This window comes from Marivirga sp., from assembly GCF_051117495.1.
Lineage (GTDB): Bacteria > Bacteroidota > Bacteroidia > Cytophagales > Cyclobacteriaceae > Marivirga.
Map to the genome: position 1 here is coordinate 41,409 of NZ_JBNPEF010000027.1, position 21,564 is coordinate 62,972.

23 protein-coding genes are annotated in these 21,564 nt (G+C 34.7%); 18 read left to right on the forward strand and 5 right to left on the reverse strand.

What is annotated here, in order from left to right; translation table 11 throughout:
• Positions 1-8 precede the first annotated feature (8 nt).
• The 5 genes from ACFE0M_RS14310 to ACFE0M_RS14330 form a co-directional block, all read right to left on the reverse strand.
• Positions 9-887 (reverse strand): biotin-dependent carboxyltransferase family protein, encoded by an 879-nt coding sequence (locus tag ACFE0M_RS14310; RefSeq protein ID WP_434546460.1) that lies wholly within the window; start codon positions 885-887, stop codon positions 9-11.
• On the reverse strand, positions 874-1,545 hold the full coding sequence (gene pxpB / locus ACFE0M_RS14315) for a 5-oxoprolinase subunit PxpB (RefSeq protein ID WP_434546461.1): 672 nt from the start codon (positions 1,543-1,545) through the stop codon (positions 874-876). The genes ACFE0M_RS14310 and pxpB overlap by 14 nt, the downstream gene beginning before the upstream one ends.
• A complete protein-coding gene (locus ACFE0M_RS14320; protein ID WP_434546462.1) occupies positions 1,545-2,300 on the reverse strand; it encodes a 5-oxoprolinase subunit PxpA in 756 nt (251 codons plus the stop codon). Before ACFE0M_RS14320 ends, pxpB begins: the two co-directional genes overlap by 1 nt.
• A gap of 5 nt (positions 2,301-2,305) precedes the next feature.
• Positions 2,306-3,520 carry an Nramp family divalent metal transporter gene (locus tag ACFE0M_RS14325; protein ID WP_434546463.1) on the reverse strand — a complete coding sequence of 405 codons (1,215 nt, stop codon included), beginning with the start codon at positions 3,518-3,520 and terminating at the stop codon, positions 2,306-2,308.
• Positions 3,521-3,652: 132 nt separating this feature from the next.
• Positions 3,653-4,237, reverse strand: coding sequence for a redoxin domain-containing protein (locus ACFE0M_RS14330; RefSeq protein ID WP_434546464.1), 585 nt, complete (start codon positions 4,235-4,237; stop codon positions 3,653-3,655).
• 200 nt (positions 4,238-4,437) lie between these two features.
• Here ACFE0M_RS14330 and mnmA point away from each other — a divergent pair, with 200 nt between their 5' ends.
• The 18 genes from mnmA (at position 4,438) to ACFE0M_RS14420 (ending at position 21,542) form a co-directional block, all read left to right on the forward strand.
• Positions 4,438-5,574, forward strand: coding sequence for a tRNA 2-thiouridine(34) synthase MnmA (gene mnmA / locus ACFE0M_RS14335; RefSeq protein WP_434546465.1), 1,137 nt, complete (start codon positions 4,438-4,440; stop codon positions 5,572-5,574).
• Positions 5,549-6,232 carry a hypothetical protein gene (locus ACFE0M_RS14340; RefSeq protein ID WP_434546466.1) on the forward strand — a complete coding sequence of 228 codons (684 nt, stop codon included), beginning with the start codon at positions 5,549-5,551 and terminating at the stop codon, positions 6,230-6,232. The genes mnmA and ACFE0M_RS14340 overlap by 26 nt, the downstream gene beginning before the upstream one ends.
• A 131-nt stretch (positions 6,233-6,363) precedes the next feature.
• Positions 6,364-7,179, forward strand: coding sequence for a CvfB family protein (locus ACFE0M_RS14345; RefSeq protein WP_434546467.1), 816 nt, complete (start codon positions 6,364-6,366; stop codon positions 7,177-7,179).
• A gap of 74 nt (positions 7,180-7,253) precedes the next feature.
• Positions 7,254-7,739 carry a YkgJ family cysteine cluster protein gene (locus ACFE0M_RS14350; RefSeq protein WP_434546468.1) on the forward strand — a complete coding sequence of 162 codons (486 nt, stop codon included), beginning with the start codon at positions 7,254-7,256 and terminating at the stop codon, positions 7,737-7,739.
• 223 nt (positions 7,740-7,962) lie between these two features.
• A complete protein-coding gene (gene holA / locus ACFE0M_RS14355; RefSeq protein WP_434546469.1) occupies positions 7,963-8,985 on the forward strand; it encodes a DNA polymerase III subunit delta in 1,023 nt (340 codons plus the stop codon).
• Between the two features lie 111 nt (positions 8,986-9,096).
• The gene (locus ACFE0M_RS14360; RefSeq protein ID WP_434546470.1) at positions 9,097-12,165 is read left to right on the forward strand and encodes a tetratricopeptide repeat protein; all 3,069 of its coding nucleotides are present in this window, start codon (positions 9,097-9,099) and stop codon (positions 12,163-12,165) included.
• Position 12,166: 1 nt separating this feature from the next.
• Positions 12,167-13,855, forward strand: coding sequence for a hypothetical protein (locus tag ACFE0M_RS14365; RefSeq protein ID WP_434546471.1), 1,689 nt, complete (start codon positions 12,167-12,169; stop codon positions 13,853-13,855).
• A gap of 155 nt (positions 13,856-14,010) precedes the next feature.
• Positions 14,011-14,787, forward strand: coding sequence for an SPOR domain-containing protein (locus ACFE0M_RS14370; protein WP_434546472.1), 777 nt, complete (start codon positions 14,011-14,013; stop codon positions 14,785-14,787).
• Between the two features lie 11 nt (positions 14,788-14,798).
• On the forward strand, positions 14,799-15,476 hold the full coding sequence (locus tag ACFE0M_RS14375) for a MotA/TolQ/ExbB proton channel family protein (protein ID WP_434546473.1): 678 nt from the start codon (positions 14,799-14,801) through the stop codon (positions 15,474-15,476).
• A gap of 6 nt (positions 15,477-15,482) precedes the next feature.
• Positions 15,483-15,878 (forward strand): ExbD/TolR family protein, encoded by a 396-nt coding sequence (locus tag ACFE0M_RS14380; protein WP_434546474.1) that lies wholly within the window; start codon positions 15,483-15,485, stop codon positions 15,876-15,878.
• Complete coding sequence (locus tag ACFE0M_RS14385; protein WP_434546475.1) at positions 15,871-16,719, forward strand: hypothetical protein; 849 nt, start codon at positions 15,871-15,873, stop codon at positions 16,717-16,719. Before ACFE0M_RS14380 ends, ACFE0M_RS14385 begins: the two co-directional genes overlap by 8 nt.
• A 22-nt stretch (positions 16,720-16,741) precedes the next feature.
• Positions 16,742-18,043, forward strand: a complete 1,302-nt coding sequence (locus ACFE0M_RS14390) for a bifunctional folylpolyglutamate synthase/dihydrofolate synthase (RefSeq protein WP_434546476.1) — start codon at positions 16,742-16,744, stop codon at positions 18,041-18,043.
• A gap of 2 nt (positions 18,044-18,045) precedes the next feature.
• Positions 18,046-18,711: a tRNA (guanosine(46)-N7)-methyltransferase TrmB gene (gene trmB / locus ACFE0M_RS14395; protein ID WP_434546477.1), complete on the forward strand. Its 666-nt coding sequence runs from the start codon at positions 18,046-18,048 to the stop codon at positions 18,709-18,711.
• Positions 18,699-19,361 (forward strand): phosphatase PAP2 family protein, encoded by a 663-nt coding sequence (locus ACFE0M_RS14400; protein ID WP_434546478.1) that lies wholly within the window; start codon positions 18,699-18,701, stop codon positions 19,359-19,361. The genes trmB and ACFE0M_RS14400 overlap by 13 nt, the downstream gene beginning before the upstream one ends.
• Entirely contained in the window at positions 19,358-20,293 is a 936-nt protein-coding gene (locus ACFE0M_RS14405; protein ID WP_434546479.1) for a succinylglutamate desuccinylase/aspartoacylase family protein, read from the forward strand. The genes ACFE0M_RS14400 and ACFE0M_RS14405 overlap by 4 nt, the downstream gene beginning before the upstream one ends.
• 1 nt (position 20,294) lies before the next feature.
• Positions 20,295-20,897, forward strand: a complete 603-nt coding sequence (locus ACFE0M_RS14410) for a sugar transferase (protein WP_434546480.1) — start codon at positions 20,295-20,297, stop codon at positions 20,895-20,897.
• A gap of 97 nt (positions 20,898-20,994) precedes the next feature.
• Positions 20,995-21,213, forward strand: a complete 219-nt coding sequence (locus tag ACFE0M_RS14415; RefSeq protein ID WP_434546481.1) for an HTH domain-containing protein — start codon at positions 20,995-20,997, stop codon at positions 21,211-21,213.
• An 89-nt stretch (positions 21,214-21,302) separates the two neighbouring features.
• A complete protein-coding gene (locus tag ACFE0M_RS14420; protein WP_434546482.1) occupies positions 21,303-21,542 on the forward strand; it encodes a hypothetical protein in 240 nt (79 codons plus the stop codon).
• Positions 21,543-21,564: the final 22 nt, after the last annotated feature.

A 21,564-nucleotide genomic window follows, 5' to 3' on the forward strand; every position in this document is an offset into this window, starting at 1 on the left:
AAAACAGCTTATTCCAAACTAAACCAAATTTCATCTCCAGGCTTCAATTGTGCTATTTGATCTAAGTCTTTTTCTATAATGTTGGCAATTCTAGGATAACCTCCTGTTGTTTGTGCGTCTTGAAGTAATATAATGGGTTGACCACTTCTAGTCAGCTGGATGGTTCCCGGAATTATTCCCGAAGAAATCATTTCCTTTCTTTCTTCTGAGGAGGTTAGCTCAGTTTTCAATCTATAACCCATTCTATTGGCATCTTGGGAAATGATATGTCCCTGTCCAAAAAATTTAGCGATTGAAGTCCTTGAAATATTTTCAAATTCAGGCCCAGGCTTTACTCTCAATCTTACCATGTGAGATAGGATAGGCGTGGAATTATTTTTGTCCTTAGTGCCATTTTTATTTAAATGTGCGGATTCAATTTTTAATTTAGCTCCTTTTTTGATAATGCTATTAGGTGTGGCTTCAAGTGCTTGCATAAGTGGGCTTACACTTCCATTCCATTTCTTCGCCTTCCATTTCCCGGCAACTGCCAAATAAGCTCTGCAACCATATTTTAATTCCCCAAATTTAACCATAGTACCACTTTTGATGTAAATAGCTTCATCATTTTTCACTAATTTATCATCTATAAAAATATCAAAATGGGCGCCTGATATAGCAATTAAAGCATCTGAATCAAATAAAATTTCAGGCCCAATCATGGTGACTTCCAATACGGGGTTTTGCTTTTCATTTCCTACCAAATAATTGGCCATTTCAGCAGAGCGTTTATCTAATACTCCTCCAATAGGGACTCCCAAATGTTGCATGCCAGGCCGTCCTTGGTCTTGAATGGTAGTTTGCATTCCCGCTTTCAGAAAGGTTAAGCTAAGTTCACTTTGCTTCATCTCGAATCTCTTTAAATTTTTCGGCAGAAATGGAATAGAATTTCACACGATTTCCCATTTTCAATAAAAATGGATCTTCTTTTGCAGAATCAAATATTTCTATTGGCGTTTGACCTATTAATTGCCATCCACCTGGCGCATCACTTGGATATATTCCGGTTTGACTCCCAGCCAATCCTACGCTTCCAGATTTGACAATTTTTCTAGGTGTTGATTTACGATTACATTCCAATTCTTTTGGTAATTTTCCTAAGTAGGGGAAGCCTGGTAGAAAGCCCACCATAAATACATCATAGGTTTGGCCAGTATGTAGTGAAATGATTTCTTCCTTACTTAATTTTAAATCTTGGGAGAGAGATTGAAGGTCTGGAGCAAAATCAGCTTCATAACAAACGGGGATTTCAATAATTTTTGCTTTTGTTTGAGTTTTTACTGGCTTTATGTTTAAGTCTTTGATTTTAGATGCTAATTCATCGTAACTGATGGATTTTTGATCAAAAATAACTGTAATGGAACAATAGGCTGGAATTTGATATTGGACTTCATCAATATTTTGAATGGCAAAATGATAAGCTTTGACTACTTGATGAATTTCAGTGTCAATTTTTTGCTCGAAATTGATGAGCAATGCATTATCACCGTATGGGATAATTTCCATCACAGATTAAATTTTTTAATGCTAATCTTATTTTCCAATTGTTGAATGGCTTTTAGAATTTTTGTTGCTAATGGATTATCTCCATGAATACATAAACTATCTACTTCCATCTTGATTTTTTTTCCACTGGCCGTTTCAACTTCACCATTCTCTGCTATTGATTGGAATTGTTTTAAGCTTGCCTCAACGCTGTCCAAAACAGCGCCTTTTTCTTTTCTAGGCATCAAACTGCCATCTTCTTGATATCTTCTGTCTAAAAAACCTTCTCTAATAAATTTAAACCCAAATTTACGAGTGTATTCTTGAAAAGGGCTTCTTGCTAATCCCATTATGGCCAAGTTAGGATTTATTTCATTGACTGCGGTAAGAAAAACTTCAGCCTCGGTTTTATCATGGGCAATTGTATTGTACAATGCACCATGGGCTTTCACGTATTTTAGTTCTCCTCCCAAGCTCTTGACCATCCCTTGCAAAGCGGCAATTTGGTATTTGATCGCGGCCTTTAATTCTTCTGGAGGAAGCATGATTTTTCTTCTTCCAAATCCCGCCAAATCAGGATAGGAAGGATGAGCGCCAATTTGAACGTCATGATGAAGTGCTTTCTTGATTGTGTTTTCCATGTGCATGGGGTCACCACCATGAAATCCGCAGGCAATATTGCAGGAGCTTATATAAGGAAAAACTTCATCATCATTTCCCATAATAAATTGACCAAAACTTTCTCCTAAATCACAATTAATATCTATAGAAGTCATAATTCTTAATAAAAAATACCAAAGGCGGTAAATATACTTTTTAAGCCTAAAATTAAGGTCACGATAATTACCACAACGCCAAATAAGTTAATGAGTTTTGAATTGACATATTTTCCCATGAGCGCCTTGTCATTGACAATCCATAAAAGGTAGATGGCCAAGATTGGTAGTAGCAAACCATTGGCTACTTGTGCAAAAAGAATTAAGGCTGTTGGACGGAAACCTAAAGAAGCGATAATGATGCCCGTTAAAAGTACAAAAGCCCATACCATTTTGAATTTTTTATTCCTCAAGCCATCTTTCCAATCGAGTATTTCCGATGTTGCAAAAGCGGCCGCTAAAGGTGCAGTAATACTAGAAGAAAAACCAGCGGCTAAAAATCCGAAGGCAATAAAATGAGTGGACCAATTGCCCAAAATGGGTTGTAGTTGTTCTCCCAAGGCGCCAATTCCATCTATTGTTTGTGGATTTGCTTCAAAAGCCACTGCCGCAGTCACCATGATTGCCATGGTGATCAGCCCACCTAAGCTTACGGATAGGATGGTATCAAGTCTTGATAATTGTAGGGAATCACCATCTTTCCATTTGGTTTTACTGGCTGAGGCATGCAAAAATAAATTATAGGGAACTACTGTTGTACCAATCAAACCAACCACCATCAAGCCTGCTTTATCAGGAATTACTGGTATGAAAAGCCCCTTTATGATTTCAAAAATAGAAGGTTGCAATATTATGGCCGAAACAATAAAAATCACACCCATTAAACTCACCAAAAGGATCAGGAATCGTTCTATATATTTGTATTTACCTAAGAATAGTAGGGAAAAGGCAATAATCCCGATTAAAACCAATAAAATGTTGACACCAAAAACTTGAGGGAGGTTTTCAAAGCCCATCACAGCTCCGGCCAAGTTTCCAGATTCATAAGCGGCATTTCCAATTACAATGGCACTGATGACGAGAAAGTAACTTGAATATTTTAGAAATTTGCTGGATGACTTTCTGCGAATGGCTTCACCCAAGCCCATTTTAGCTTGAGTCCCTAATCTGGCCGTCATTTCTTGCAGGGTAATGGTGGCTAAAATGGAAAAGAGCATGGCCCAAAGCAGTGTGTAACCATATCCTGCTCCAGCCATGCTAGCTGTTGTAACGGTACCAGGTCCTATAAAAGCCGCAGCTACTATCATTCCAGGCCCCAATTGCTTCAATTTTTTAAGCATTCACTTTTTTGCCAAAAGTTAATGAAATTATTGGAACTGGGTTAAAGAATCGGGCTAGTTACTTCATTGATTTTTTAGCTTTCCTCAATAGTCTGCGAACTAAAAGTCCACAATAAAGAATTTATGGGGTTTTTAAGCTGCATCCTTGTTATCATGATCAAATATACTACTGTCATCTGCAAACTTTTCAATAAGATCTAAATCTAATCTATCAGTCAAGCTTTTTGAATAATGCAGTTTCTTTAATCTTAATCCTTTATCTACTAAAAATTCTGCAGGAATAGTATTAAGGGATTCTTGAGCTTCAGGCATATTCATTGGAACCCCCGTGAATTTGGCTTTAATTGCTGTTTGAATAAAACTAGTGATATGACTATTTCTGGATATTTTTTTCGATTCCTCTAATCCATATTTAGCATAAATTTCTTTCTCAGGATCCGAAATTAGTGGAATAGGGGAGACTTCTTGGTGGAATGTGCTCCTTAATAATACACTTTCCTTAGATTCAAAGAAGAATATCATTTCAAGTCCTTTAGCCTTTAGTTTTTCATGTACTTTGGTGAGGGCATGTACTCTTAAATTACAAAATGGACAACCGGCATGTCTAAAAAATCCGATTAATAATTTTTTATCTTTATAGTCCTCTAAATTAATTTGACGACCAAATATATCTTTTTTATTAAAAAGTGGTGCTAAGGCAGTTGATTTAAGTGTCATATAAATATTAATATTTTAAATGTACCTACACGAACGTATGAAATAGCATTTTTGGTTTTAATTTAATCGATAATTCATGATCATTTAACGAAATATATATTTTCTCATTAACTTTGCACTTTATGTCAATAATAGTTGTTGGCATCATGAAATAAATGTGTCACCAAAGCAGGGCTGTGAACCCTGTGAAAACGTGAATTATGAGCAAAAAAGGAAGAGTATTAGTAGCCATGAGCGGTGGAATAGACAGCTCATTGGCAGCCGTTCTACTACATGAACAAGGCTATGAAGTCATAGGAATGACAATGAAAACATGGGATTATGCCTCTTCAGGCAGTTCCAAAAAGGAAACAGGCTGTTGCAGCTTAGATTCTATCAATGATGCCCGAAATTTAGCGGTTAATTTAGGCTTTCCACACTACATCTTGGATATCCGTGAGGAGTTTGGCGATTATGTTATTGACCATTTCACGGATGAATATTTGGCTGGAAGAACGCCTAATCCATGTGTTTTGTGTAATACTCATATCAAATGGGATTCATTGTTGCGTAGGGCAGATAAGTTAGGCTGTGACTTTATCGCAACCGGACATTATGCTAAAGTAAGGGAAGAAAATGGACGTTATGTGATCTCAAGAGGAAAGGATCTAAATAAAGACCAATCTTATGCCCTCTGGGGAGTTTCCCAAGAAAGCTTAAGTCGCACTATTTTACCTTTAGGTGATTTAACAAAACCTGAAATTCGTAAAATGGCAGAAGATAAAGGTTTTTATGAATTAGTAAATAAATCAGAGTCTTATGAAATCTGCTTTGTGCCTGATAACGATTACCGAGGCTTTCTGAAAAGAAGAGTTGAAGGCTTAGAAGAAGAAGTAAAGGGTGGTGAATTTGTGTTAGAAGATGGTACTGTAGTTGGTACTCATGAAGGTTATCCATTCTATACTGTCGGACAAAGAAAAGGCTTGGGAATTGCGCTAGGATATCCAGTTTACGTGACTGAAATTCAAAAGGACAAAAACAGAGTGGTTTTGGGTACTTTTGATGAACTTTCTAGAGATGGAATGTATGTCAAAAACTTGGTTATGAGTAAATATACATCTTTGGATGATCGATTGGATACTGTAACCAAAGTAAGGTATAATGATGATGGGGCTCCAGCTGTAATCGAACAAGTAGGGGATACTATGAAAGTTTTCTTTGGAAATGGAGTACCAGCTATTGCACCAGGTCAAGCTGCAGTCTTCTATGAAGGAGATGATGTAATTGGCGGTGGTTGGATACATTCATCTTTCAATCAACAAAAATTAAAAAATGAGGCCTTATCTAATTCTATTTAGTCTCATAATAATTTTCACATCCTGTGAAAATTCAACTGTAGCTCCTAATGAAGAAATTATGGGGCTACAGTTTTTTCCTATTGATTTTCAAAAATCTGATCTTTACTCAGTTGAAGAAATTAATTACAATAATGATGGCACAATTGACACTAGCCTGTATCTTCTTCAAGATGAGTGGACAGATTCAGTTAAGCTAGACGATGGAATTAAATTAGAAGGTTTTCGGTACAGTATTAATCAAAATGGAGAAAAGGAAATCGTTTCCTCAATTGTAAAAATCCGAACCCCAAAGTTAGCTAAACTAAAGTTAGGGAATTCAGAAGAAGTAAAGTTAAGTTTTCCAGTAGTAGAAAGTAAAAGTTGGAATGGTACACCACAAGAATTTCAAGAAGATGAATACACCATTTCCGGAGCTTTCCAAGCCTATGAGCTTCCAGATTCAACTTTTGAGAATTCTGTTCAAGTAATCCAAGAAGATAATCAGGATTCTATTGCCAATTATGATCAAAGAATTGAAGTCTATGCTGCTAATACTGGCTTGATATATAAAGTTTCTTCTCAAATTGAGTTTTGTAGAGAAACAGAATGCTTGGGCTTGCAACAAATTGAATTTGGCAAAACTATTCGAATGAAAAGGGAATTTGATACAAGTTTTTAGAAAGATAATATCAATGTATCCATAGCGTTACAGCTGGCAACCCTAACATAACCCAATTTTTTTTATTTCTTGTTTACTACTTCACACTTCTAATTGTTCATTTTTCCCCAAAACCGTCTTAACTTGCAGGCATGTTAGCATTAGGAAAATGGAATACCTTAAAAGTAGTCAGAGAGTCGCCACAAGGACTTTATCTTAGCGATGGAGATGAAGATGTATTATTGCCCAATAAATACGTCCCGCAGAATAAGAAAATAGAAGATCAGATTGATGTTTTTGTTTATAAAGACTCAGCTCAACGTCCAATTGCTACTACACTCAAGCCATTAGCAGAATTACACCAAGCGAGGTTATTTGAAGTGATGCAAATTACAGAAGTAGGTGCTTTTGTAGATTGGGGATTGGAAAAAGAACTTTTGATTCCATTTTCAGAGCAAACTGATGAATTGGAAGTAGGTGATTTGATTGTGGCTTATGTTACTTTAGATCCTAAAACTGAAAGAATAGTCGCTTCTATGCATATTGAATCCTTTTTGGAAACAGGCTCCGGGGATTTGAAAGAAGGGCAAGAAGTCGATTTGTTGATATACCGAATCACAGATCTGGGTTATGAGGTAGTGATTAATCAGCAATACAAAGGCTTAGTTTATGAAAACACCGTATTTGATCCGCTTGATATAGGAATGGAAGGCAAAGGAAAAATCAAGTCTATAAGGGCAGATGGAAAAATGGATGTGCAATGGACAATTGAAAAAGAAGAGAAGCAAAAAGAAATTCTGGAGCTTCTGAGAGACCATAATGGTTTTATGCCATACCATGATAAATCCAAACCAGAGGAAATCTACGATACGTTTGGACTCAGCAAAAAGGAATTCAAAAGACAAATCGGAAATCTATATAAAGAAAAGAAAATCCAGATTAAAGAAGAAGGGATTTATTTGGTTTAAATTATTTGATTTTTACAAAATACTACAAATTTTGCCCGTGGTTGGTGGCACACCAACCACCAATATGAAAACGCATGAGCACGGAATTATATCAAAACTGGAAAGATAATAGCAAAGACTATGTTGCTCAGAATAAAGCTTTTTATCAACAGCTGCGTAAAAAGAAAAAGCTGGATGATGAATTCCATGCTTTAGATGCTGAGATTTTCGAGAAAATGGATTGTCTGGATTGTGCTAATTGTTGTAAAACCACAAGTCCAATTTTCCAACAATCAGATATCGAAAGGGTCTCCAAAGCCCTAAAAATGAAAGTGCCTGAGTTTATTGAAACTTATTTACATATTGATGAAGATGGTGATTATGTTTTGAATGAAGCACCTTGTCCATTTTTGGGTCATGATAATAAATGCATAGTTTATAAAAATCGTCCTACAGCCTGCAGGGAATATCCCCATACCAACAGAAAAAGAATGCATCAGATATTAAAAAAGACATTTAAAAATGCTGAGGTTTGTCCTGCAGTTTATGAGATTTTAGAAAGGATGAAAGCTCCGGTCTGACGCTTATCAAAAATTTAATTTAGAGCCGATAAATGAAATTAATCTGGTTAACTTTAATCTGGCTATATAGCGTCTGACCGATAAGCATAGCAATGTGCAAGATCTGTTAGACGGTTCCAACCGTCAAACCGCAGCCCGGATTTATGTAAATTCTAGATACTCAATACTTGCAACTTGATACTGACAATCGGAAAGATTATATTCGCACCATTACATTAACTTTATGGCAAAATCGGCAGAACAAATACTCTCGGATCTTAAAAACGGTAATTATGCACCTATCTATTTTCTTCATGGAGAAGAGCCTTATTTTATTGATTTAATCAGTAATTATATCGAAAAAAATGCTTTAGATGAAAGTGAGAAGGGTTTTAATCAGCAAGTGCTTTATGGTAAAGATGTAAAGCTAAACCAAATTGTATCTGCGGCAAGGTCTTTCCCAATGATGGGGCAACGTCAGGTAATTATCGTAAAAGAAGCTCAAAATCTAGGTGAGTTTACAGAAAGTGAATTTGATTTTTCTTTATTGGAAAATTACCTTCAAAGCCCACAAGCTTCCAGTGTTTTGGTGTTTTGTTATAAACATAAAAAACTTGATAAGCGAAAAAAGATATTCAAAAGCTTAGAGAAATATACTGTACTTCTTGAATCAAATAAGATTTATGAGAATAAAGTACCGGATTGGATTTCCCAATATGTGAAGTCCAAAGGGCACAGCATTAATAGGCAAGCCTTAATGTTATTGACAGAATATATTGGCAATAATTTAGAGCGACTTTCCAATGAGATTGATAAAGTCTTAGTCAATTTCGATAAGCCTTCTGAAATCACAGAATCCTTGATTCAGGAATATGTGGGAATCAATAAGGATTACAATATTTTTGAACTTCAATCTGCTATTATTAAAGGCAACGTACTAAAAGCCAATAGAATCATCAATTATTTTGCGTCTGATCCTAAAAATCATCCGGCAGTGGTGAATATTGGTTTTTTGCATTCCTTTTTCACAAAAGTTTTATTGATACATCACAGCCAAGATAGAAGTGAAAGAGGAGTTGCGGCCGCGGCAGGAGTAAATCCATTTTTTGCGAAAGATTACATAATGGCCGTCAACAGATTTAATTTGAATAAAACAATTCAAAATTTGGCTCATATTTTTCAGGCAGATTTAATGTACAAAGGAGTTACGGCCAATATTAGTGAAGCGCAACTTATGAAAGAATTGGTATATAAATTGATGCATTGAAATTTTTTTAAATGAAATAAATCATTGATTTTGTAGTTTATAATGCAAGTTCAGATACTTTTTTTAAATCTTATTTTAAAAAGAGATTTCAACAGATATATCACCACAGGAATGAATAAAAGAATTCTAATAATAGGCCTTATTTTTTTACTGCCTTTCAAATTGTTAAGTCAATATGCATTTGTCAATTCAAATGCTGATGATGTCTATCAAGAAGCAATTGAGGCCTTTGAGCAAAAGCAATACACAACTGCACAAAATAGATTTGAGGATTATCAAAAACACCATGACCATGAAAGCATAAAATCAAAAAATGCGGAATATTTTAGTGCTTTGATAGCAATTTACCTTTATCAAACAAATGGAGAAAAGAGAATTAAATCATTTGTTGATGCCAACCCTTCACATCCTAAAGCATTGGAAGCTTATTACGAACTTGGTAATTTTTATTTCAGGGAAAAGAATTACGCTAAAGCTATTCAATATTATGAAAAAGCAGATGATGATAAATTAAGGGGAGAAGACAAAACCCATTATCAGTTTAAAATAGCATATTCCTATTTCAGTAGAAGAGCTTTTGAGGAAGCATTGCCTTATTTTAATCAATTAAAAAGACGTCAGAATCAATATCAATCAGCCACTAATTATTATGCCGGTTATATTTATTTTGAGCAAAAGCAATTTGATCAAGCTTTGATTGATTTGGAAAGAGCTGCTGAAAATGATGCCTATAAAATTTCTACTGCCAATATGATGGCCAATATTTATTATCAAAGAGGGCAATATCAAAAATTGATTGATTATGCTGAAGGTCTGCTACCTCAATTGAATAGATTAGAAGCTTTAAATATTAAGTTATTGATAGCTGATGCCTATTTTGAACAAAATAACTTCAGCCAGGCAAATGAATATTTTGAGGAATACAGGAAAGAGAACAAAAGCAAAATGGATAGGGAATTACTCTATCGCATGGGTTATGTAGCCTATCAATTAGAAAATTACGAAGAAGCCATCAAGCTTTTTGAGGAGGTTGGGATTGCCAAAGATTCGCTCTCACAATTTAATGCTTATTATTTAGGAGAATTATATTTGAAAAAAGAGAACTATCGATTTGCTTCCAATGCCTATGAACAGGCAAAATTGCTTGATTTCAATCAGGAAATTGCCATGGAAAGTCATTTCCAATTAGCTAAACTATATTTAAAACAAGGGAATACCAATAATGCCGTCAGTGAGCTTTCTTCTTATATTGAAAAGTATCCAAAAAGTCCTTATTCTACCCAAGCTAATGAACTGTTGAGCGAAGCCTATTTGAATTCAAATGCTTATGAACAAGCCATCGCATTTTTGGAATCTATTGAAAATAAATCCATAAAACTAAAGGAGGCCTATCAAAAGGTTACTTTCTATCAAGGAGCTGAATTTTTCAATCAGGCAAATTATTATCGAGCCATGCAGTTATTTCAAAAATCGGTGGATTATCCGCAAAATAAAAATCTGTTAGGGGAGACCTATTTCTGGATGGGAGAGTCTTACTCTACAGGTAAAAAATATAAAGAAGCCATTATATCATATGAAAAATCATTCAAATCAAGTAATAGTACTGATAGTTGGTTTGCCAACTTGAATTACGGTTTAGCTCATGCCTATTACAACGATAAACAATTTGAAAAATCGCTTCAGTATTTTAAAGAATATCTTAAAAATGGCAAATCAGCTACCTATTATAATGATGCATTGATAAGGTTAGCAGACTGCTATTATGTAACTAAAAATTATCAATTAGCCATAAACTATTATCAAAAAGCAATTGAAGAAAGAAATCCAAATATTGATTATGCGTATTTCCAAAAGGGAGTGGTAAATAGTATAACTGGAAATAATAAAATCGCGAATCAGAGTTTTGATAAAGTAATTTCGGATTATCGTAATTCTAATTATTATGATAATGCCTTATTTCAAAAAGCCCAATTGGCATTTGAATCAGGACTATATGAGAAATCAATTGACGGATTTTCCTATTTGCTGAAAAATTTACCCCAAAGTCCATTACGACCTTATGCCTATTCGAAAAGAGCTTTGGCATATTTTAACCTACAGCAATATGAAAATGCTGAAGAAGATTATACTTTAATATTGCAAAACTACTTAACTCATTCCACTGCTAATGGTGCTTTGGCTGGTTTGCAGGAATTATATTCTATAATGAATAAAGAAGGGGATTTAGACCAATATTTGACAGCCTATAAAAATGCAAACCCTAATGATGGGGAGGTAACAAAAATTGAATTTGATGCTGCCCAATCTCTATATTTCAATCAGAAATATGATCGGGCGATATCTTCATTTAAAGCTTATATTCAAAATTATCCTGATCATTCATTAACTGCGGAAGCCCGTTATTATTTGGCGGATTCTTATTATAGAAATAATCAATTTGAAGAGGCATTAGTATTATTTTATGAGGTAGTTGAAGCCAATAATACTTCATTCAACAAACGTTCAATTCAAAAAATAGCGGAAATAGAGTTGGAAAATAAAGATTTTGATAAGGCAAGATTATATTTTACCAAGCTTTTGGACCAGGCCGAAAATAAAAAAGATAAATACAATGCCTATACAGGGCTTATGGAAATTGCCAAAGCAAAATCTGATTACAGCAAAATGATTTTGTATGCGGATTTAATCTTGGATGAAGCGGCTGTGAATGCCAATGCAATTAATGAAGCTTACCTTAATAAAGGTATGGCTAATTATTATCAAGGAAAATATACCGATGCTAAAGCAAGTTTTCAAAATGCTGTAGATGCGGCTAAAGACGAATATGCAGCTGAGTCGAAATATATGATAGCATTAATGGATTATAATTCTGAAAATTATCAAGAATCTATCAATACATTATTTGAATTGAATAAGGACTTCGGAAATTATGCACAGTGGTTGGGCAAATCTTTCTTATTGATTGCAGATAATTATTACGCGATGGGGGAAATCTTTCAAGCTAAGGCCACCTTAAATTCAATTATTGAGAATGCTGATTCCAAGGTTTTAAAAGATGAGGCTAAATTGAAGCTTGAGTTGATAGAAAGTGAGAATGGAGCAGAGGAAGAAGAACAAGATAGCACAGGGAAGGCCTTAGAAATGGAAGAAGTAATTGAAAACGATTCTACTAAAAATTGATATGCTAAAATATATTTTATTTATAATTTTTTGTATTCCTTTAGCAGTATTCGGGCAGGATAACTGGAATCAGGAAGGAGATTTGGAAGATTCCCAAGTCATAATTGAGAAGGACCGTAAAATTGATCTGCCCAGAGTCAATAGGGATTTCAAAAAAGTGCCGGAAATAAAAGAAAATCTATCTCCAATAGAAGTTGACTTCAATTCACGGGAGTTTGTACCCAATCTCAGTCATCTTTCACCTAGAATTAGAGTGCTGACCATTCAAGATGAAAAGCTGGAAAAGCTATATGCTAATCAACTTAAAATTGGCGGAGGAAATTATGGGGCATCCTATTTCGAAGGAAATTTTGCGAGCAAAAGAAGTAAGGACAAAAGCTATGGTGTCAATTTATTCCACCAAAGCTTTGCAAATGGCTCCATAGATGGAAGAAATTCTGGTTCTGGTTATCAACGAGTAAATCCTTACGGAAAATTAATTTTTCAGAAAGCAGTTTTGAATGCAGAGGCATATTATGAGCGACATAATAACTATTTATACGGATATGATACGGCTTTGACTTCAGAAGTGGATAGAGATACCTTACAACGAACCTTCCACACAATTGGCGCCAAAATATCATTAGAAGACCATAATGATAATAGTAAATATTATTATGGTTTGGATATAGATGCCTATCAATTATTTACCAATATCAATAATTCAGAATTTTCATTTGATTATAATTTTAAAAATAGTTATGACATAAATAATGATTTTTCAATTTATTTTAATGCTGATGGCTATATCAGTAATTTAAAATTCGATCAATTGGATTCTGCTCAAAATCGGAATTTATTAAGGTTTAAGTCTGGCGTAAAGTTTGTCAAAGAAAAATTAAGAATAGGAATAGGCTTAAATATGGTGAATGAGAATGATACGCTTCAAGGCATGAATAAATTTCATATATATCCCGATTTGAATATTGTTTACAGGCCATTTGATAAATTAAGTGTATTTGGTGGTTTAAATGGGGATGTAAGAGCTAACCGATACAGAGATTTTTTGATGGAAAATCCTTATTTGGATAATACAATTGGTGTTTATAATACTTTAATGCCATTCCAATTCTATGGCGGATTAAATGGTTCTTTAAGCAATTTCTTTGGCTATGAATTAGGTTTTAGCGTTGCCTCAGTACGTCATAATTTTGGTTATGAGGCAATTTATAGTGAATCGCAAGGTGAGATAAGATATAGAGCAAAGTATTTCAGTGAAAATAATACAGAGGCCAATGTATATGCTTCTGTTTCTACCGATATTGCTCAATTAAAAATTAATTTAAGAGGAGATTATTTCTATTATAATGTAGGGGAAACTCAATTGATGCCATTCCGTCCGAATTATACTTTAAAATTGAATTCCCAATATTGGATAGCCAATAAATTGAAGATTGGTTTGAATGCTTATTTACAAGGCCGCATGAATAATGTCAATACATTTGTTCAAGAAAATGCTAGTTATTCATTCAATGTAGATGAATCTATACCTCCCATATATGATTTAGGAATAAAATTAGGTTACCAGTTAAGTAATAGGAGTCAGGTTTTCTTACATGCTAATAACCTGATAGCCAATAAATACGAGTATTATTTGGGTTATCCCAACCGTGGTTTCCAAATTTTGGGTGGTTTCACATATTCATTTTAATGTTTTTAATATCAATATTTGCCATTATATTTGATTCTTATAGTTAAATCTACTTATTATTGAGTATTGATTTTCATTAAAAATAATAGTTTATTGATAAAGTATTATAATTTTTTAATACTTTTAAGCTAGAGTAAACCTTAAATTACCAGAATATGGCCAAAAAGGACAAAAAAGACGAAGAGTATAAGGACGAAAACATACATAACGAGCCTGAGCAAGATGATGAAGATTTCGGTCTTCCAGATTTAGACGGTGATGAGGAAAAGTCTGAACCCTCCGATGATTTCGATTCAGATGATGATACTACTCCTCAAGAAGAAGCTGAGATTGAAACTTCATTTGATACTGCTGAAACCACTGAAGATTCATTTTCAAAATATGCTGAAGAGGAGTACGATCCAAATCCTTTCGGAGATGATGAGGAGGAGTTAGAAGAGGAACCGCCAGTTTCAACTTACACCCCCCCTAAAAAACAATCTGCAGCGCCAATTATCATTACATTATCTATAATTATACTGATTGCTGTTGCGTTAGTTTATTGGTTTTTCCTTAGGGAACCAGCAGAAGAACCTGTTGTTGAAAAAGAACCTGTTGAAGAAACTGAGCCTGTAGTAGTAGAAAAAGAAGTGGAGCCAGAACCAGAAGTTATTGAGCCGGAGGAGCCAGTTGAGGGGCAAGTCAATACACTAAACTCAAGGACGGGGCGTTCATATGTGGTAGTGGGAAGTTTCTTTGATGAAGATTTGGCTAAAGACTATGCAGAAAAGCTAACGAAAGATGGTACCAATGCTTATATTATTCCACCTTTCGGAAAAAGTAAATTCAATAGAGTAGCTATTGAAGAAACAGAAAGTTTTGCGGCTGCGAGCACTAGAGCTACTGAATTGTCAGGTCAATTTAAAGAACAACCTTGGCCATTGAAATATTGATATTATAAAATATGACACTATTACAAGTTACTACTGTTGCTGATTCCGCAATGGTAAACGCTTCTGAAGAAAGCGTTAATTTGTTCGACTTACTTTTAAAAGGGGGATATGTTATGATTCCCCTTTTGTTATTATCAGCTGCAGCAATTGCTATTTTTGTTGAGCGGATACTAACCATTAAGAAATCTGCCAAAACTCCTCCAGGATTATTAAATCAAGTAAAATCACTGGTTACTGAAGGCAAAATTGATCAGGCTAGGATGATTTGTTCACAAAATGAAACCCCTATTGCCAAGATGTTGGAAAAAGGAGTTTCAAGAATTGGAAGTCCACTTAAGAATATAGAGGTTTCGATTGAAAATGTTGGTAAGGTTGAAATTTATCGATTGGAGAAAAATCTATCCTTACTGGCTACTATTTCCGGTGCGGCACCTATGATTGGATTTTTAGGGACTGTTACGGGTATGATTCAAGCCTTTATTGCGATTGCACAAGAAGAAGGATCTGTGAGTCCGAAATTACTTTCAGAGGGAATTTACGAAGCCATGATTACAACTGCAGTTGGTTTATCAGTTGGTATTATTGCTTATTTAGGCTATAATTATTTAGTAACCCAAGTGCAAAAGGTGATTCATAAAATGGAATATAGTTCCGTTGAATTTATTGATTTACTTCAAGAATCTAAATAAGGTGCAATGTCATTGAAATCCAGACATAATGTTGATCCTGCTTTTAGCATGTCTTCCATGACGGATATCATATTTCTATTATTGATATTCTTTATGCTTACTTCATCTTTCATTACCCCATCAGGACTTCCGGTAAATTTACCATCGAGTAAATCCACCAACATTGTCATGCAAAAAGTGAGTGTGACTATAACCAAGGACATGCTTTATTTCGTTAATGATAAAAGAGTGGCAGTTTCAGATTTGGAAACGGCTATTAAAAGAGAATTACGAAATGCAGATGAGGGCGTTGTAGTATTACATATTGACAAAAGCGTTCCTACAGAACATTTAGTAAAAGTAGCTGGTATTGCGGCCTCATTAAAAGCAAAAGTTTCTATAGCGGCACAGCCAAATGAGTGATTATGCACATAGGGAAAAGAAAAATCGGATAATTGGAATATCCGTATCGGTAGGGCTTCATATTTTGTTGCTTCTGCTATTCCTATGGGTAACAGCTTGGAAAGAACCCTATCCACCACTTCCTGAATATGGTATAGAGCTAAATATGGGTATTGATAATCAAGGTTCTGGAAATGAGCCGGTTTCTGCTCAAGAAACTGAAGAATTAGAAGAAACGCCCACAGAAGAATCCGAAGAGACTGTTGAAGATCAAGTAGAAGAAACTACAGATGCTGAGGCTGAAGATGTTGTCGAAGAAGTTTCCGAGCCTGCAGAAGAAGTTGTAGAGGAAGCTGTTACAGATGAAGAAGCTCCAGTAAAAGTGGAAGACACACCAACTGAAAAAGCTAAGGAAACCCCTAAAAAAGAAGAGAAGGAAGAAAAGAAAGAAGAGCCTAAGGCCAATCCTAATGCCCTATTTCCAGGAGATAGCAAATCACAAGGCGAAACAAATGATAAAGAAGGCGACCAAGGAAATCCAGATGGAGAGGTAGATGCAGAAGCCATGATGGGGCCTCAAGGTGGAGGAAGTGGTAGTCAATTGGATATGTCCGGTTGGAAATGGGATTCACCACCGAGACCTAACGACCCAACTGAACAAAGTGGAAAGATTGTTTTTGAAATTAGAGTTGATAGTAATGGGGAAGTGATTTCAGTAAGAGCTATTGAAACCACTGTTTCGGCAGAGGTAGTAAAGATTTACCAAGATGAGGTAGCTAAATTAACTTTTAGCAGAACATCAGGAGGTAAAACAGCACCTCAATCAAAGGGAACCATTACATTTTTAATTCGCTCTAATTAAATTTTAGAATCCATTTTAAAATATGACATACCAAGAAGCGGAAGCTTTTTTATTTGAACAACTACCCATGTTTCAGCGTGTGGGTGGCTCAGCTTACAAAAAGGATTTGCATAATACTTTGGCTCTGTTAGAGTCATTGGGAAATCCTCAAAAGAAAGGGAAATATATTCATGTTGCAGGAACTAATGGGAAAGGTAGCACGGCTTCATTTTTAGCTTCTGTCTTAAAGGAATCAGGTTACAAAACGGCCCTATATACCTCCCCACATCTCAAAAGTTTTACAGAGAGAATGAGGATAAATGGAGTTCCTATTACCGAAAAAGAAGTGATTGAATATGTGGAAAAATTCAAACCGATAATTGCCGAGTTAAGACCTTCATTTTTCGAGCTTACTACAGCCATGGCTTTTGATTATTTTGCCAAACAAGAAGTAGATATTGCCGTAATTGAAGTAGGGATGGGAGGAAGATTGGATTGTACTAATGTTATAAAGCCAGAGCTATCCATTATTACGCAAATTGGCTTGGATCATCAGCAATTTTTGGGAAATACCTTAGAAGAAATCACAGCAGAGAAAGCAGGGATTATAAAAGAAAATATCTCTATAATAACCTCAGTAAGAGAAAATGAACTTAAGTTAATTATTAAAGAGGTAGCGGAATCAAAAAATGCACCATTTATTGACAGTAAAGAACATTATAAAATTTCAGTCATAAAAGAGTCTATTCCTAGCCGGCATTTTCAAGCTAAAAATCTCCTTAATAATAAAATTATAGAATTCGAATCTGGGCTTTCTGCCACATATCAAATGCAGAATTTGGCCAGTACCTTTACGGCTATAGATGTACTGAATGAAAAAGGTTATAAGATTAATCCAAAGCATATTCAAAATGGATTAAAAGAGGTTATTCAAAATTCAGGTATAAAAGGAAGATGGCAGAGAATTCACAATGCTGTTTCAAAAGCTAAAATGATAGCAGATACAGGACACAATATCACCGCCTTTGAATACATTACAAAAATGCTTGAACATGAACCTCATGAGCATTTACATTTTGTATTTGCTACAGTGAATGACAAGAAGTTAGAAGGTGTCTTAGCGTTATTACCTAAAAACGCCCATTATTATTTCACCCAAGCTAATATTCCCCGGGCTTTGGATGCCAATGAATTAAAGAATACCGCAAAAGATTTTGGCTTGAAAGGAAATGCTTATCCTACAGTATCACAAGCCATAGAAAAAGCTCAAAAAAATGCCTCTGATAAAGACTTAATTTTTATAGGAGGTTCTACCTTTGCAGTAGCTGAAATTCCCAATCTGTAAATATGAGTAGACAAAAATTAAAAAGATTTGAAGATTTACAAAATCGCCATAATGTAATTGAATACGGAGATGAGAGGGTTTCAAGTATTAAATCAAATTGGAATAAAGAAATCTTCAAAAATAGTAATCCGATCAATCTTGAATTAGCTTGTGGAAGAGGTGAATACACCATCGGCTTGGCCAAAGAATTCCCCAATGAAAATTTTGTGGGGATTGATATTAAAGGAGAGCGTTTATGGCAAGGAAGTACTAAAGCCATTGAAGAAGGCTTAGGAAATGCCGCATTTGCAAGGAATTTTATTTTGGATTTAGAACTGATGTTTGCACCGGGTGAAGTGAAGGATATTTGGATTATACATCCTGACCCAAGGCCAAGAGATAGGGATGAGAAGAGAAGATTGACCTTTCATCGTTTTTTGGAAATTTATAAGCGTATTCAAGGAGGTAAAGGCAGGATATATTTCAAAACTGATAATGCCGATTTATTTAATTGGACAATTAAGGAGGTTTTACCTGCTAGAGATGATATAAATGATTTGCATTTTACAGATGATTTGCATAATTCTGTATATTTAGGAGAGCATTATGGAATTACTACTCGTTACGAAAGAAAATTTTCTAAAGTGGGTGAGACCATTAAATATTTAAGATTTGAATGGAAAGCTTAAAAGATAAATTACAAAGCCCTGCATTTTTGATGTATGTGCTTTATTTTTTGACAGCCTTGGCCTTAGTGCTATTTTTGGATAAAGGAACATTCTTGTTATGGCTAAATAAAAGACATAATCCTTTTGGGGATGCTTTTTTTACTTATGTTACCTATTTGGGAGAAGCCCATATATTCATTATTACAGGGGTGGTATTATTACTCTATCGATTGTATTATGCAATACTTTTAACCTTAACCGGTTTGATACATTTTGCAATTGTCCAGTTTTTAAAAATGGTGGTCTTTAATGTTGAACGTCCAGCCTTGCATTTCGAAGAATCTTTATCTTCTTTTAATTTAGTGGAAGGCATAGAATTAGGTTCCTTTTATAGCATGCCTAGCGGTCATTCAGCTTCTGCTTTTGCATTGGCAACCATACTTATTCTATTGACAAAAAATAAATTACTACAAGTGATTTATATGTTACTGGCCATTCTGGTAGCCGTATCACGTGTATATTTGTTTCAACATTTCATGGTAGATACCATAGTTGGAGCTACGATCGGTTTATTAGTTTCAGGTTTTATTTGGTGGTATTTTTCATTTAAAAACCAAAAATTACTTTACAATATTAACCCTCTACATAAAGGTCTAATTTTTAATAGATGATCCTAAACGGAATTGAAATAAAAGCAGGTGAAGAGAAAGTGGTGGATGTCAATATTGCCAGACTGCCTTCCCATACTACCATAGATGTGTCTATAACTGTAGCTAGAGCTGAAGAACCCGGCCCTGTTTTATTGCTAATGGGGGGCTTACATGGGGATGAAATTAATGGCTCTGAAATAGTGAGGCGAATCATTGAGAATAATGATCATATCCCTAAAATAGGGACTGTAATCTGCATTCCAATCATTAATGTTTATGGCTTTATTTATTTCTCTCGTTATGTACCAGATGGGAAAGATGTCAATCGCTCATTTCCAGGGAATAAGAATGGTTCTTTAGCTTCCAGAATGGCATATTTTCTAACAAATGAGATTATTCCGTTGATAGATTATGGTATCGATTTTCATACTGGTGGAGCTGATAGGACCAATTATCCGCAAATTAGGTGTATGATGAAGGATGATAAAAATGTTGAATTGGCCGAAGCTTTTCACGCTCCTTTCACTCTTGATTCCAAATTCCGTCCTAATTCTCTGCGTCAAACTGCTAATAAGTTTGGGAAGAATATTTTGGTTTATGAAGGTGGGGAATCCTCCAGATTTGATGAATTCGCAATTCGAGAAGGTATAAAAGGAACCAGAAGATTGATGCAACATTTGGGCATGAGGGATGAAGCAGAGAAGTCAACTTATGAAAATTTAATCATCAAGAACTCATCATGGGTACGGGCTAAGAAATCAGGGGTCTTTCTTTCAGCTGTAAAAAGTGGAGATATTATCAAGAAAAACCAATTATTAGGACACGTCAATGATCCATTTGGTGGTTTTAAGAGTAAAATCACTTCTTCCGTAAACGGATATGTCATTGGGCTAAATCATAATCCAATTGTACACCAAGGAGATGCTATTATGCATTTAGGAGTAATAAAGTAGTATGTATAGAAAAATTATTAAACCTTTTTTCGACAAACTAGTCGCTCTTATTGCCTTAATAATTGCTAGTCCTATTTTTTTAATAGTTGCGTTGCTTTTAGGTCTTTTTCAAAACGGTAAGGTGTTTTTCAAACAGAGAAGACCTGGTTTGAATGAAAAAATATTCTTGCTGGTTAAATTCAAAACCATGAGAGATGACAAGGACGATAAAGGTGAATTGTTACCCGATTCAGAAAGACTAACATGGATTGGTAAAATTGTACGAAAAACCAGCATGGATGAAATTCCACAATTATTAAATATTCTAAAAGGTGATATGTCTTTTATTGGACCTAGACCCTTGCTAGTAGAATATTTACCCTTATATAGTAAAGAACAAAGCAAAAGACATTGCGTTACCCCAGGAATTACTGGATGGGCGCAAATTAATGGTAGAAATACAATTAGCTGGCAAAAGAAATTTGAGTATGATCTTTGGTATGTTCAAAACCAATCATTTTTGCTTGATTTAAGGATCATATTTAAAACTATCATTAAAGTATTCAGAGCAGAAGGAATCAGTGGGGAAGGAGTAGCCACTATGGAGAAATTTAAGGGAGATTGACATCATAAAGTATTTGAATTCAAATATTATTTTGAATTTATTATATATATATATATATATTAAAGGGTAATAAATTTTCAACTTTAATCTTACCCACATGTCAGGTCTTAAGTATGTAGAAAGATTCATGTTCGTAAACGAATTGATCAATAAGGAAAGAACAGGTAACCCTTCAGCTTTAGCTACTAAACTTAATGTTTCAGAAAGAACAATTTATCGAATTATAGATGATTTGAGGTTATACTACGGGTATAACCCTGAAATTTTATTTGATAACGAGAAAAATTCATATGTTTTTGTCAAAAAAAATATGTGACTGACGGGAAATGACAGTAGAAGCTCTTTAATTTGAAATTGAACCTAGCGCAAAGTTCATTGAATTATTTAAAAACTATAAATTTTAAGATGATGAAAAAATTAATGAGAGTTTTATTTGCTTTGGTGTTTTGTTTTGCTTCTTTAAGTTATTCAAATGCCTCATGTGATGGTAATAGTTATACAGTTACTAATTGGGATGATTATGCCGCTGAATTTGCTTGGAACTGTTGTGCAGGTGATGTAATTACAGTTACTGACTTATCAACTGGTCAGACAACTACCAAAACACTCCGATCTGTTTATGGACCTAATTCTTCCTGTGCTTAATTGACAATCAAGTATATTGTAG

Bases quoted from the DNA above. Each gene is read 5' to 3' on its own strand.
- ACFE0M_RS14310 (WP_434546460.1), bottom strand. From the start codon at position 887: ATGAAGCAAAGTGAACTTAGCTTAACCTTTCTGAAAGCGGGAATGCAA.
- pxpB (WP_434546461.1), bottom strand. From the start codon at position 1,545: ATGGAAATTATCCCATACGGTGATAATGCATTGCTCATCAATTTCGAG.
- ACFE0M_RS14320 (WP_434546462.1), bottom strand. From the start codon at position 2,300: ATGACTTCTATAGATATTAATTGTGATTTAGGAGAAAGTTTTGGTCAA.
- ACFE0M_RS14325 (WP_434546463.1), bottom strand. From the start codon at position 3,520: ATGCTTAAAAAATTGAAGCAATTGGGGCCTGGAATGATAGTAGCTGCG.
- ACFE0M_RS14330 (WP_434546464.1), bottom strand. From the start codon at position 4,237: ATGACACTTAAATCAACTGCCTTAGCACCACTTTTTAATAAAAAAGAT.
- mnmA (WP_434546465.1), top strand. From the start codon at position 4,438: ATGAGCAAAAAAGGAAGAGTATTAGTAGCCATGAGCGGTGGAATAGAC.
- ACFE0M_RS14340 (WP_434546466.1), top strand. From the start codon at position 5,549: ATGAGGCCTTATCTAATTCTATTTAGTCTCATAATAATTTTCACATCC.
- ACFE0M_RS14345 (WP_434546467.1), top strand. From the start codon at position 6,364: ATGTTAGCATTAGGAAAATGGAATACCTTAAAAGTAGTCAGAGAGTCG.
- ACFE0M_RS14350 (WP_434546468.1), top strand. From the start codon at position 7,254: ATGAGCACGGAATTATATCAAAACTGGAAAGATAATAGCAAAGACTAT.
- holA (WP_434546469.1), top strand. From the start codon at position 7,963: ATGGCAAAATCGGCAGAACAAATACTCTCGGATCTTAAAAACGGTAAT.
- ACFE0M_RS14360 (WP_434546470.1), top strand. From the start codon at position 9,097: ATGAATAAAAGAATTCTAATAATAGGCCTTATTTTTTTACTGCCTTTC.
- ACFE0M_RS14365 (WP_434546471.1), top strand. From the start codon at position 12,167: ATGCTAAAATATATTTTATTTATAATTTTTTGTATTCCTTTAGCAGTA.
- ACFE0M_RS14370 (WP_434546472.1), top strand. From the start codon at position 14,011: ATGGCCAAAAAGGACAAAAAAGACGAAGAGTATAAGGACGAAAACATA.
- ACFE0M_RS14375 (WP_434546473.1), top strand. From the start codon at position 14,799: ATGACACTATTACAAGTTACTACTGTTGCTGATTCCGCAATGGTAAAC.
- ACFE0M_RS14380 (WP_434546474.1), top strand. From the start codon at position 15,483: ATGTCATTGAAATCCAGACATAATGTTGATCCTGCTTTTAGCATGTCT.
- ACFE0M_RS14385 (WP_434546475.1), top strand. From the start codon at position 15,871: ATGAGTGATTATGCACATAGGGAAAAGAAAAATCGGATAATTGGAATA.
- ACFE0M_RS14390 (WP_434546476.1), top strand. From the start codon at position 16,742: ATGACATACCAAGAAGCGGAAGCTTTTTTATTTGAACAACTACCCATG.
- trmB (WP_434546477.1), top strand. From the start codon at position 18,046: ATGAGTAGACAAAAATTAAAAAGATTTGAAGATTTACAAAATCGCCAT.
- ACFE0M_RS14400 (WP_434546478.1), top strand. From the start codon at position 18,699: ATGGAAAGCTTAAAAGATAAATTACAAAGCCCTGCATTTTTGATGTAT.
- ACFE0M_RS14405 (WP_434546479.1), top strand. From the start codon at position 19,358: ATGATCCTAAACGGAATTGAAATAAAAGCAGGTGAAGAGAAAGTGGTG.
- ACFE0M_RS14410 (WP_434546480.1), top strand. From the start codon at position 20,295: ATGTATAGAAAAATTATTAAACCTTTTTTCGACAAACTAGTCGCTCTT.
- ACFE0M_RS14415 (WP_434546481.1), top strand. From the start codon at position 20,995: ATGTCAGGTCTTAAGTATGTAGAAAGATTCATGTTCGTAAACGAATTG.
- ACFE0M_RS14420 (WP_434546482.1), top strand. From the start codon at position 21,303: ATGATGAAAAAATTAATGAGAGTTTTATTTGCTTTGGTGTTTTGTTTT.